Consider the following 11,742-nt stretch of genomic DNA (forward strand, 5'->3'; position numbering starts at 1 on the left):
GGTCCCATGCAGGGCAATCGCCCTGCGCAGCCTCAGGCGCGCACCGGCTTCTTGCTGTTGCGCTTCGCGATTTTCGCAATCTTGTCCTCGTGCTTCGGTGCGGGCCACAGGCCTTCCGAGCGGTACAGCATGATGAGAACCATCGCGAGACCGTACAGCAACTGACGGATCACTTCGGTATCCACAATTTCGTGGCCGAAGATGGCGTTTTGCAGCGGACCCATTGTCGAACGAAGGAATTCCGGGAACACGGCGAGCAGCACCGCACCGAGAATCACGCCCGGGATATGGCCCATGCCGCCCAGCACCACGCAGGCCAGCACCACGACCGATTCCCAGAAGGTGAACGATTCCGGCGACACGAAGCCCTGGAAGCCGCCGAACATCGCGCCCGACAGGCCGCCGAACGACGCGCCCATCGCAAACGCCAGCAGCTTCACGTTCCGGGTGTTGATGCCCATGGCCTTGGCGGCGATTTCGTCCTCGCGGATCGCGGCCCACGCACGGCCGATACGCGAGTGCTGCAGACGCGTACAGACCCAGATCACCAGCAGCGCACACAGCACGAACAGGTAGTAGTACATGTACACCGTCGTGAACTGGAAGCCGAGGAACGTGTGAGTCTGCGCGAGGCTAAAGCCGCCCACGCTCACCGGATCGATCCCCGTGATCCCCTGCGGACCGTTGGTGATGTTCACCGGACGGTCGAGGTTGTTCATGAAGATCCGCACGATTTCCCCGAAGCCCAACGTCACGATGGCGAGGTAATCGCCACGCAGACGCAGCGTCGGTGCACCGAGCAGCACGCCGAACATAGCGGCGAGTGCCATGGCGATCGGCACGATGATCCAGAACGGCGTATGCAGTCCATGCGGGAACATTGCGCCGATCCACGCGAATTGCGTGGACAGGTGCGGCGAAGACAGCAGAGCCGTGGTGTAGGCGCCGATCGCGTAGAACGCGATGTAGCCCAGGTCGAGCAGGCCGGCGAAGCCGACCACCACGTTAAGACCCAGCGCCAGCATCACGTAGAGCATGGCGAAGTCGAGCACCCGCACCCAGTAGTTGCCGCCGGCTGCGCCAATGATCATCGGCGCAACGATGACCAGTACTGCGGTGATGATGCCGACCGTCAGTGTCTTCGTCTTGTTTTTCTCGGGGATGAGCGTCGTGGACGGCTCGATCGGTTGAATTGAGGTCATGTTATTTGCTCCTTATGGCCCAGGTCAGGCGCGATCTGCGACACGTTCGCCAAGCAGGCCCGACGGACGGAACACCAGCACGACGATCAGCACAATGAAGGCGAACACGTCCTGGTAGTTACTGCCGAACACGCCACCCGTGAGGTTGCCGATGTAGCCCGCACCCAGCTGTTCGATCAGGCCGAGCACAACGCCACCGACCATCGCACCGCCGAGATTGCCGATACCGCCGAGCACCGCCGCAGTAAAGGCCTTCAGACCGGGGATGAAGCCCATGTAGAAGTGAGCGTTGCCGTACTCGGAGGCGATCATGACGCCGGCCAGCGCAGCGAGTGCGGAGCCGATCATGAAGGTTGCCGAGATCACGAAGTTCGGGTTCACGCCCATCAGGCTCGCGACGTTCGGATTCTCGGCAATCGCGCGCATCGCACGGCCGAGCCTCGTCTTGTGCACGAGCAGCAGCAGCCCGCCCATCACCAGGAACGCGACCACGATGATGACGATTTCAGTCATCGAGATCACGGCGCCCGGATTGTTCGGTCCGGCCTGGATCACGTTGATCGGATCGGTAGGCAGCAGCTGCGGGAACGGCAGCGGATTGCGCGACCAGATCATCATGGCGAGCGTCTGCAGCAGGATCGACACGCCGATGGCGGTAATCAGCGGAGCCAGACGCGGCGCGCGGCGCAGCGGCCGGTAGGCCACCCGCTCGATCGTGTAGCCGACTACCGAGCACACGACAGCTGCGATGATCAACCCGATGATGAGCGTCGGCACATGGCCTAGCCCCGGAAAGTGGTTCTGCAGCACGCCTATGGCTGAAAGCGCAACCATCGCGCCCACCATCAACACATCGCCGTGCGCGAAGTTGATGATGCCCAGGATGCCGTAAACCATCGTATAGCCCAGTGCGATGATGGCGTAAACGCTGCCAAGCACCAGTCCGTTGAGGATCTGCTGGATGAAGATATCCATTTAATGCTCCTTAGCCCGTGCGACTGGATTCGTGTTCGTCATCATCGGTGGGCGGTGATGCTTCACACAAATCGCAACGGCACTGCGGGTACTGATGTAAAAGACCGGTAAGGGTTATCCGCCACCGGCTTGTCTTGCGACCGGAATACAGTCGCCGGCTCGCCGGAAACGGATGCAAAAACGACACCATGGGTGGGCCAGGGTGCCGTCAGGCTGTACGTCCCGTCATTACATCTCTACGGCGTCGAGGACCGCAGCTTCGCTGTCCTTGAAGTCGTAAAGCGTAATAGCGCCTTCTTTCAAATCACCCTTGTCGTCGAATGCGATGGGTCCGGTTACGCGGTCGTAACCGGGGGACGGCATCGCAGCCAGCACCTCGGGCGCATCGATTGAGTGGGCGCGCTTGATTGCTTCGACGTTCGCGTACAAAGCGTCATACGTGAACGGCGCGTCACTCTGCACCGGTGTGTCGGAACGGCCTTCATGCTTCTTCTCGAAGTCCGCTCCTTTGGCCATGTCCGAAGGCGCGAATGCCGCCTTCGGGCTAACCGGGTTTTGCATGGCGAATCTCGCCAGCTCCCCCACCTTGTCGGTCCACACACCGTCGCCGCCAAGGATTTTTGCCCTGATACCGGGCATGGCCGCCGGCTTCTTCAGCGGTCCGCCCGTCGCGTTCATACCGCCGGACCCGATCAGGTCCGGCTGAACGCACTTCATTCTGGTGAGAAAGGCCGGGAAATCCGCGACCTGGTCATTCGCTGCTTCCCCGGCAACGACTTTTGCGCCGCTCGCGCGAGCGGTCTTCGCGAGCTCGCCCGCGAGCCATTTGCCAATGGCGGGCGCAGATGCGTCATTCATCTGCGCGATACGCTTCGCGGCCAGCTGCGGCCGGATCTTCCGGCCGTCGAGCGTCGACCCCTGCGTGGTGATGTCCTCAAGCAGCAATCGCGCCCCGTTTTCGTTGTGTTTGCCGAAGCCGGCAATACGCGGTCAACTTCGCAACCTTGGCCGCGCAGGACGCGGCGTAAGCAAACTTGACTCGCATTAGGTAGGTCTCCAGCGCCTTGCTAAATTCAGTGTCCGACGGCCAGAGGCCTTGAGAACGCGCGCATTGTAACTCCAATTATGCGATGGGCAATATTGTTGAAACGGCAGGGTTTTCCTGCATTGCAACCTCATTTTGCGACTAATAATCAGTAAGGGGCGCAACCCGGTTGCGACATTTTTTCGTGCATCAGTTGCACCAAGCTAGACGCAGGCAGCATCAAGTGTTGCGGCAATCGCGGTCAAGCCCCGGTTTCACAGCGCTGAGCGATAAGTACGACTTTTTAATATCCCAGCCCTCATACGCACAATGCTAGTGCATCAAAATTACGAGATGTGGGATATCAATAGGAAAAACGGGGATCGATCACGTCCAGACCAATAAAATAAAATCGCTGGGAGGCAAAAAATTTCCATTCTGGGCGTCGCAAACGGGTCTATTTATGTGATGTGACACTTATTTAAAAGACGCGGTTCGCAGACTGCGGAAATGAAAAAGCGCGCCATGGGCGCGCTTTTCTGATGAGACGGCAGGAATGGGTCAGGCAGGCAAACCGAGGCCGCGCGGTAGCGGAAACGCGATATTTTCCTCAATACCTTCGAGCGCACGCACGTTGCGCACACCCAGTTCGCGCAAACGGGCAATGACCGCCTGCGCCAACACTTCGGGCGCCGAAGCGCCTGCCGTAACGCCAATGCGGCGCTTGCCGACGATCCAGGCCGGGTCGATCTGGTCGGGTGAATCGACCATATAGGAGGGAATACCGCGCTTCTCGGCGACTTCACGCAGGCGATTCGAGTTGGAGCTGTTCGGACTACCCACCACGATCACCACGTCGCATTGTGGCGCCATGAACTTGACCGCGTCCTGGCGGTTCTGCGTGGCATAGCAGATGTCCTGCTTTTTCGGCTCGCGAATCTGCGGATATTTCGCCTTGAGCGCAGCGATGATCTCGGCGGCATCGTCAACCGACAAGGTGGTTTGGGTGACGAAGGCAATCCGCTCGGGATCTTCGAGCGAAAGTTTCTGCACGTCGCCGATATCCTCGACAAGATACATGCCCTCGCCCGTCTGCCCCATCGTGCCCTCAACCTCCGGATGCCCCTTGTGGCCGATCATCACAATGTCGAAGCCTTCCTGACGCATCTTCGCCACCTCGATATGCACCTTGGTGACAAGCGGACAGGTCGCGTCATACACGCGCAGGCCACGCGATTCGGCTTCCGCGCGAACCGTCTTGGAAACACCGTGCGCACTGAAAATGACGGTGTTGCCGGCCGGCACTTCCTCTAACTGCTCGATGAAGATCGCGCCCTTCTTGCGCAAATCCTCGACAACGTAAGCGTTGTGAACAATTTCGTGGCGCACGTAGATGGGCGAACCGTGCAGCTTGATCGCGCGTTCGACGATTTCGATTGCCCGATCGACACCCGCGCAGAACCCTCGCGGTTGCGCCAGCAGGATCTCGGCTTCAGTCACAGTCGTATCCGTGGTGCTCATGTTTACAGAATCCCGATGATTTTCACTTCGAACGCCAGCGCCTGGCCGGCGAGCGGGTGATTGAAATCGAACAGGGCGGACGTTTCGCCGACTTCCTTCAGCACGCCAGCGTAGCGTCCGCCACCCGGTGCGTTGAATTCGACGAGATCGCCCGGCGAAAAATCCTCACCGATCATGCTGTTTTCGCGCAGCGTGGCAAGCGAGACCCGCTGGATCAGTTCCGGATTGCGCGGACCGAAGGCCTGCCCGGCGGGTAGCTGAAAGGTCGAATGGTGGCCGACCTTCAATCCCAGCAAAATGTCTTCCAGCGGCGGCGCAAGTTGGCCTGCCCCCAGCAGCAGCGTGGCTGGCTTTTCGGTGAAGGTGTTGATGACTTCAGCGCCATCGGCAAGCGAAAGCCGGTAATGGAGCGTGACGTGCGAACCGGGTTTCACTTCAGAGATGTCGATGATGCTCATGCGGTACTCGTTCAGTCGGGACGCGCTGCACGCGGGCGCCGGGGCGCCGCCTGTGCGGTTGGCAAACCGTTATGGTGCCGTGCGCAAAGGCTCTATTGTAAGCCACATATCAAGCGGCGGCTTGGGTGCATCGTAGGCACAAGCGCCATGGGCGAGGACTTTTCCCGCCCGCGAACAGGAGAACGATGAGATGAACTATTACGCTTGCGCCGAGGTGGCGGCTAGTCGTACCGCGGAGGTCGGCTTGCTGGCGCCGTTCAATGAGGATGTGGCCGCGCCTCGGCCGGACGCGCCTGACGCGGGCCGGCCCAAGCCGTCCGCACCCAAACGCTCGCGTCGTAAGCGCGACATGCCGCGTGAGCGGCTGCTCGACTTCGGACCCGGCACCCTGGCCGACGCCGAACTGGTGGCACTCGTGTTGGGCTCGGGGCTGCCCGGTCACAATGTGTTCGGCATCGCCGACTCGCTGTTGAAACGCTTTGGCTCGCTGCGCGCAATGCTCGACGCCACACCAGCTGACTTCAAGGGACTGCCCGGCATCGGCCCCGCCAAGACGGCGCAACTACTCGCCATCCTCGAACTGGCGCGGCGTTCGCTCGTCGAAAAAATGCGCGAGAAACCGATCATCGACTCGCCTGAGGCGGTCGAGGACTATTTACGTCTGCTGATCGGCTCCAGGCCTCATGAGGTGTTCGTCTGCCTCTTTCTGGACGCCCGGCACCGCCTGATCGTCACCGAGGAAAGCTCGCGCGGCTCGCTCACGCGGATGGCGGTTTATCCACGCGAAATTGTCCGGCGCGCGCTGACCGCGAACGCGGCAAGCATGATCGTGGCGCATAATCACCCCTCTGGCGCGGTGAAGCCCAGCGCGAGCGACCGGCATCTCACGCAGGTGCTGCGCGATACCCTCGCGCTGATCGACGTCCACCTGGTCGATCACCTCGTAATCGGCACGCACGAAACCTTCTCGTTTGCGCGCGCTGGATGGTCGTGAATCCCAGAGCCGTCAATGCCGGAATGCCCGTCTGATTGCCGTTGCTGCTGCACCTTGTCCTGCTAGCCGGATAGCAAATAAGGTTTGATTTATCGGCTTTTTTTCTGCTAGAATTCCGGTTTGCCTGTTTCCAACCCTGTTCCGAAGCCATCAAAGGCCTTTCGGGAGATAAGCGACTGAACGCAACTGAGCGATCATCGCGGCCCTTCCGGATAACTTTCGCGGCGTCCGAACTCAGAATTAGCGTATTAGGAGTGCTCTCATATGGCACGCGTATGCCAAGTAACTGGGAAAGCGCCGATGAGCGGCAACAACGTTTCCCACGCGAACAACAAAACCAAGCGCCGGTTCCTGCCGAACCTGCAAAACCGCCGCATCTGGGTGGAAAGCGAAAACCGTTGGGTGCGTCTGCGCGTTTCGAACGCCGGCCTGCGTCTGATCGACAAGAACGGCATTGACGCCGTGCTCGCAGACCTGCGCGCACGCGGTGAAGCCTAAGGAGTAAATCATGGCCAAAGGCGCACGCGACAAGATCAAGCTGGAATCGACCGCAGGTACGGGTCACTTCTACACCACGACGAAAAACAAGCGCAACATGCCGGAAAAGATGGAGATCAGCAAGTTTGATCCCGTCGTTCGCAAGCATGTGCCGTACAAGGAAACCAAGATCAAATAAGATCTTGCTTCCTGCTTGTTGACGAAGACGAAAGCCCTGCACTTGTGCGGGGCTTTTTGTTTTACGGCGCGCTCAATGATGAAGATTCCGGCGCGCGCCGTTCTGTGTACTTCCTGCGTTGCTGTTAGCTTTAACGGCCGCTCTTCCGTTCCGGCATGCGTGCATGTCACGCCTCCCATCTCCCCGCTTGCGTCATTAGCCATCCGGCCAGCTTTCCCTCATGTCGTGCGACGCGTATCCTAGCTCGTTTATCGGTGAGCGGCGACACGAGCCGCAACGGCTGATCAAGTGACGGAGACGCAGGAAATGAATTTTGATGTGGCAATTGTCGGCAGTGGTCTAGCGGGTCTGAGCGTTGCACTAAATCTGGCGGAGACGCGGCGGGTTGCAGTGATTGCCAAGGTATCGATGACCGAAGGCGCCAGCGACTGGGCGCAAGGCGGCATCGCGGCAGTGCTGGATTCCGCGGACAGTATCGAGAACCACGTCAGCGACACGCTCATCGCCGGCGGCGGCCTGTGTGACGAAGGCGCTACGCGTTTCATCGTCGAGCATGGCCGCGAGGCGATCGAATGGCTGATCGCGCAAGGCGTTCCGTTCACCAAAGACGACGCGGCCGAGCTCGGATTTCACCTCACGCGAGAAGGTGGCCATAGTCATCGCCGCATCATTCACGCAGCGGACGCGACCGGTCATGCGGTCGTCGCCACGTTAAGCGAGCGCGTGCGTCGCCATCCGAATATCACGTTGCTTGAAAACCACTATGCGATCGACCTGATCACGTCGGATCGCCTCGGCCTGCCGGGGCGTCGCTGCCACGGCCTATATGCGCTCGATCTCGAAAGCGGCCGCACCGTCACCATCGAGGCGCCGCATACGGTGCTAGCTACAGGTGGCGCCGGCAAGGTCTACCTGTACACGACAAACCCGGACACTGCCACGGGCGATGGCATCGCCATGGCATGGCGCGCCGGCTGCCGTGTGTCGAACATGGAGTTCATCCAGTTTCACCCGACCTGTCTGTTCCATCCCTATGCCAAGTCCTTCCTGATCTCGGAAGCGGTGCGTGGCGAAGGCGGCATTCTGAAGCTGCCGGACGGCACCCGCTTCATGCCCCAACACGATGAACGCGCGGAACTGGCACCGCGCGATATCGTCGCCCGTGCGATTGACTTTGAGATCAAGAAGCGCGGCATCGACTGCGTGTATCTCGATATCAGTCACCAGCCTGCGGCGTTCCTGCAAGAACACTTTCCCACCATCCTCGCGCGTTGTCGCGAGTTTGGGATCGACATCACGAAAGAACCGATTCCGGTCGTCCCGGCGGCTCATTACACTTGTGGCGGCGTCGTCACGGACCTCGCTGGCCGAACCGATCTCGCCGGCCTCTATGCGGTCGGCGAGACGTCCTGCACCGGTCTGCATGGCGCCAATCGCCTGGCCAGCAACTCACTGCTCGAGTGCCTGGTGATAGGCCGTTCGGCGGCTGCCGCCATCGAGGGCGAGGGCTTCGGCGGCGCAGTCCACGCGCCACTGCCCGACTGGGACGAAAGCCGAGTGTCCGATCCGGACGAGGAGGTGGTCGTCGCGCACAACTGGGACGAACTGCGCCGCCTGATGTGGAACTACGTGGGCATCGTCCGAACCGACAAGCGGCTCGCGCGCGCCAAGCATCGCCTGGCGCTGCTTCGCGATGAGATCCACGAGTACTACGCGCACTTCAAGGTGAGCCGCGATCTGCTTGAGCTGCGCAATCTGGTCGACGTTGCGTCCTTGATCGTCGAGAGCGCACGTTCACGACGCGAAAGCCGCGGACTTCACTTCAGCCGCGACTGGCCCGCTGCGCTGCCGAAAGCGTTGCCCACGGTTCTGTCGCCGGAGAACGTGCGCAATCGCAACGTGTGACGCGCGCGATTCTTCAGAACGCAACTTGTCGAAAAGATCAAGCTCGAGCAAAAGTAAAAAGGCCATCGCTGGAAGGCGATGGCCCTTTTGTTGCGGCGGCGCTGATGTTTACCGCTTCCTGAATTGACGCTGAAGACTCAGACAGTCACTTCAGGCAACGCTCGCGCTTCAGCAAAAAGCGGCGAGACGACGTCAGCCAGATTTGCGCACCTGATGCTGCCGGGCCGCCCTCGTCAAGCAGGCCCCACGTTCGAAAACAACGCCGTGTCCTTCGCCAGGTCGCCGCTCGTCTGCACGCGCTTCTTGTGGCGCGCAGCAAAATCGAGCATGCGGTCAATCGGCAGCCGCGCCCGTTCGCCCACCGCGCGATCGACGAAGATCTCATTGTGACCGCGTTCCAGCACGTCAGCCAGATTCGCCAGTCCGTTCATCGCCATCCACGGGCAATGCGCGCAACTCTTGCAAGTCGCGCTGTTGCCGGCGGTAGGCGCCTCAATGAAGGTCTTGCCAGGCGCGGCCAGGCGCATCTTGTACAGAATGCCGAGGTCCGTCGCGACGATAAAGTGCTTCGCATCGAGCCGTTGTGCGGCGTCGATCAACTGTGTCGTCGAACCTACGACATCCGCCTGAGCCACCACGCTTTCCGGTGACTCTGGGTGCACGAGCACCTTCGCATCGGGATATTGCTCGCGCAACAGATCGAGTTCGATACCTTTGAATTCGTCATGCACGAGGCACGAGCCCTGCCACAGCAGCATGTCCGCGCCGGTCTTCTTCTGGATGTAGCCGCCGAGATGCCGGTCCGGTGCCCAGATGATCTTTTCGCCGCGTGCATGCAGGTCGGCAACGATCTCCAGTCCGATCGACGACGTCACCATCCAGTCCGCCCGTGCTTTCACGGCCGCGCTGGTGTTCGCATAGACCACCACAGTGCGATCCGGATGCGCATCGCAGAAAGCAGAAAACTCGTCGACAGGGCAACCTAGATCGAGCGAGCAGGTCGCATCGAGATCTGGCATCAACACCCGCTTGTCGGGACTGAGAATCTTCGACGTCTCGCCCATGAAGCGCACACCGGCGACGACCAGCGTCTGTGCGTCATGATCGCGGCCGAAGCGTGCCATCTCGAGTGAGTCTGCAACGCACCCGCCCGTTTCATCGGCGAGCTCCTGCAGCTCTGCGTCGACATAGTAGTGCGCGACGAGCACCGCCTTCTCACGCACAAGCAACTCGCGAATGCGCGCCTTCAGCGCGAGCTTTTCTTCCGCCGACGGTGCATCCGGCACCTTCGCCCACGCCTGTCCGATGCCGCATGTCAGGCCCTGCGCTTGCGGCCGGTCGTATTCGACGCTCCTGATCGCCTGCTGATTCATGATCCCCTCTGCCCTGCTGATTTGCCGCTCATCGCCGTGCGTGATACACATCGTGCACAGCACGCACATGCACACACGATGGACATACCGCGTGTCACGTCCGACGTTTTTGGCGGCCCCAAAAAGCAAAACCCCGCCAGCGCGGGGTTTTGTGACGTGACTAAATTTTAATTGATTTCGTGCGTACGTTCTTGCTCACGCATAGCGACGCAGGCGCATCGCAAACTCCTGTAGAGCCTTGATGCCGCTTTGTTCCGCGCGGTGACACCAATCCTGCAACTGCACCAGCAATTGTTCGCGCGAAGCGTTCGAGCGCTCCCACATGGCCGCCAGTTCATTGCGCAACTCGATGTAGGTACGCAGCTTCTGGCTGTTCGCGAAGATTTGCGGCAGTTGACGCTTCTGCGGTTCGTCGAGGCCAGCCTCTTCCTTGTGGAACCAGCTGCGTGCGCCGCGCATCACCTGATACTTTTCGCGAGCGCCCACTTCCTTCAGGTGCGCCAGTTCCTGGCGATAGGCGCGCTTGAGCGCCTTACCGTAACGGGCCATCACTTCATAGCGGTTGGCCAGCACAGCTTGCAACGTGTCCTGGTCGAGCACCAGCTTGCCGGTGGTCAGACGCGGCGTAGGCGCAATCTTCTTCACCTTGGCGAGGCGGAACGCCGACATGATGCGGATATACATCCAGCCGATATCGAACTCGTACCACTTGTTCGACAGCTTGGCCGACGTCGCATACGTGTGGTGGTTGTTGTGCAGTTCTTCGCCGCCGATCAGGATGCCCCACGGGAAGATGTTGGTGCTCGCATCCGACGAGTTGAAGTTGCGATAGCCCCAGAAGTGAGCAAGGCCATTGACCACACCCGCTGCCCAGAACGGAATCCAGATCATCTGCACAGCCCACACCGTCAGGCCGACGAGGCCGAACAGCGCAACGTTGAGCACCATCATCAGGCTCACGCCGAGAATCGGGTACTTCGTGTAGACGTTGCGTTCCATCCAGTCGTTCGGCGTGCCGTGACTGAACTTGCGCATCGTTTCTTCGTTCTTCGCTTCGACGCGATAGAGTTCAGCGCCTTCCAGCAACACCTTCCAGATGCCGCGCGTTTGCGGGCTGTGCGGATCCTCTTCGGTCTCGCACTTGGCGTGATGCTTACGATGGATCGCGGCCCATTGGCCGGTCAGCATGCCCGTGCTCATCCACAGCCAGAAGCGGAAAAAATGACTGACGGCGGGATGCAGGTCGAGGGCGCGGTGCGCCTGGCAGCGGTGCAGATACACGGTCACGCCAATGATCGTGATGTGCGTCGCCACGAGCGTGTACACCACGAGTTGCCACCACGAGAAACGCAACAGACCGTGGGCAAGGAAATCAAGCAAGGAATTCAACAAGGCAATTTACCTGTGGAACGAGAGTTACAGGACACCAGGAAGACAACGCGAACAACGTAACCAGAAGAGGGCAATCAAAGGCCAACCAAAGGGTAACCAAAAACGCGACGTCAAGAAAGTGAAAGCATACAAACAGCTTGGACGTTATTCTACGCGAACCGTTCCAAGTGTTTGTAACAATTGGGGATTTTTTGCAACCCAACAACCAGGGCAAACACGCTG

At 60.1% G+C, this 11,742-nt stretch carries 11 protein-coding genes; 4 read left to right on the plus strand and 7 right to left on the minus strand.

All coding sequences use genetic code 11. The annotated features are described in order from the left end of the window. Positions 1 to 32: 32 nt before the first annotated feature. The 5 genes from P3T24_RS25580 to P3T24_RS25600 form a co-directional block, all read right to left on the minus strand. Complete coding sequence (locus tag P3T24_RS25580) at positions 33 to 1,202, minus strand: ABC transporter permease subunit (RefSeq protein ID WP_074263562.1); 1,170 nt, start codon at positions 1,200 to 1,202, stop codon at positions 33 to 35. A gap of 24 nt (positions 1,203 to 1,226) precedes the next feature. Beyond that, entirely contained in the window at positions 1,227 to 2,177 is a 951-nt protein-coding gene (locus P3T24_RS25585; protein ID WP_074263561.1) for a branched-chain amino acid ABC transporter permease, read from the minus strand. A gap of 228 nt (positions 2,178 to 2,405) precedes the next feature. Continuing rightward, positions 2,406 to 3,122, minus strand: a complete 717-nt coding sequence (locus tag P3T24_RS25590; protein WP_429439078.1) for an ABC transporter substrate-binding protein — start codon at positions 3,120 to 3,122, stop codon at positions 2,406 to 2,408. A gap of 640 nt (positions 3,123 to 3,762) precedes the next feature. Further along, positions 3,763 to 4,722 carry a 4-hydroxy-3-methylbut-2-enyl diphosphate reductase gene (gene ispH / locus P3T24_RS25595; RefSeq protein WP_074263559.1) on the minus strand — a complete coding sequence of 320 codons (960 nt, stop codon included), beginning with the start codon at positions 4,720 to 4,722 and terminating at the stop codon, positions 3,763 to 3,765. A 2-nt stretch (positions 4,723 to 4,724) separates the two neighbouring features. Beyond that, positions 4,725 to 5,180, minus strand: coding sequence for an FKBP-type peptidyl-prolyl cis-trans isomerase (locus tag P3T24_RS25600; RefSeq protein ID WP_074263558.1), 456 nt, complete (start codon positions 5,178 to 5,180; stop codon positions 4,725 to 4,727). A 190-nt stretch (positions 5,181 to 5,370) separates the two neighbouring features. Between P3T24_RS25600 and radC the strand changes: the two genes are divergently transcribed. From radC to nadB, 4 genes are all read left to right on the plus strand, one after another. After that, complete coding sequence (gene radC / locus P3T24_RS25605) at positions 5,371 to 6,174, plus strand: RadC family protein (protein ID WP_429439080.1); 804 nt, start codon at positions 5,371 to 5,373, stop codon at positions 6,172 to 6,174. A gap of 264 nt (positions 6,175 to 6,438) precedes the next feature. Further along, a complete protein-coding gene (gene rpmB / locus P3T24_RS25610) occupies positions 6,439 to 6,672 on the plus strand; it encodes a 50S ribosomal protein L28 (RefSeq protein ID WP_007180631.1) in 234 nt (77 codons plus the stop codon). A 10-nt stretch (positions 6,673 to 6,682) separates the two neighbouring features. Further along, the gene (rpmG, locus tag P3T24_RS25615) at positions 6,683 to 6,850 is read left to right on the plus strand and encodes a 50S ribosomal protein L33 (protein WP_074263557.1); all 168 of its coding nucleotides are present in this window, start codon (positions 6,683 to 6,685) and stop codon (positions 6,848 to 6,850) included. A gap of 306 nt (positions 6,851 to 7,156) precedes the next feature. Further along, on the plus strand, positions 7,157 to 8,755 hold the full coding sequence (nadB, locus tag P3T24_RS25620; protein WP_429439083.1) for an L-aspartate oxidase: 1,599 nt from the start codon (positions 7,157 to 7,159) through the stop codon (positions 8,753 to 8,755). A gap of 233 nt (positions 8,756 to 8,988) precedes the next feature. Here the strand turns inward: nadB and nadA are convergent, their stop codons facing one another. After that, positions 8,989 to 10,128 carry a quinolinate synthase NadA gene (gene nadA, locus P3T24_RS25625; protein WP_429439086.1) on the minus strand — a complete coding sequence of 380 codons (1,140 nt, stop codon included), beginning with the start codon at positions 10,126 to 10,128 and terminating at the stop codon, positions 8,989 to 8,991. Between the two features lie 195 nt (positions 10,129 to 10,323). Continuing rightward, positions 10,324 to 11,520 carry a DesA family fatty acid desaturase gene (locus P3T24_RS25630; RefSeq protein ID WP_074263555.1) on the minus strand — a complete coding sequence of 399 codons (1,197 nt, stop codon included), beginning with the start codon at positions 11,518 to 11,520 and terminating at the stop codon, positions 10,324 to 10,326. Between the last annotated feature and the right edge of the window lie 222 nt (positions 11,521 to 11,742).

The organism is Paraburkholderia sp. GAS33, from assembly GCF_050436645.1.
Lineage (GTDB): Bacteria > Pseudomonadota > Gammaproteobacteria > Burkholderiales > Burkholderiaceae > Paraburkholderia > Paraburkholderia phenazinium_B.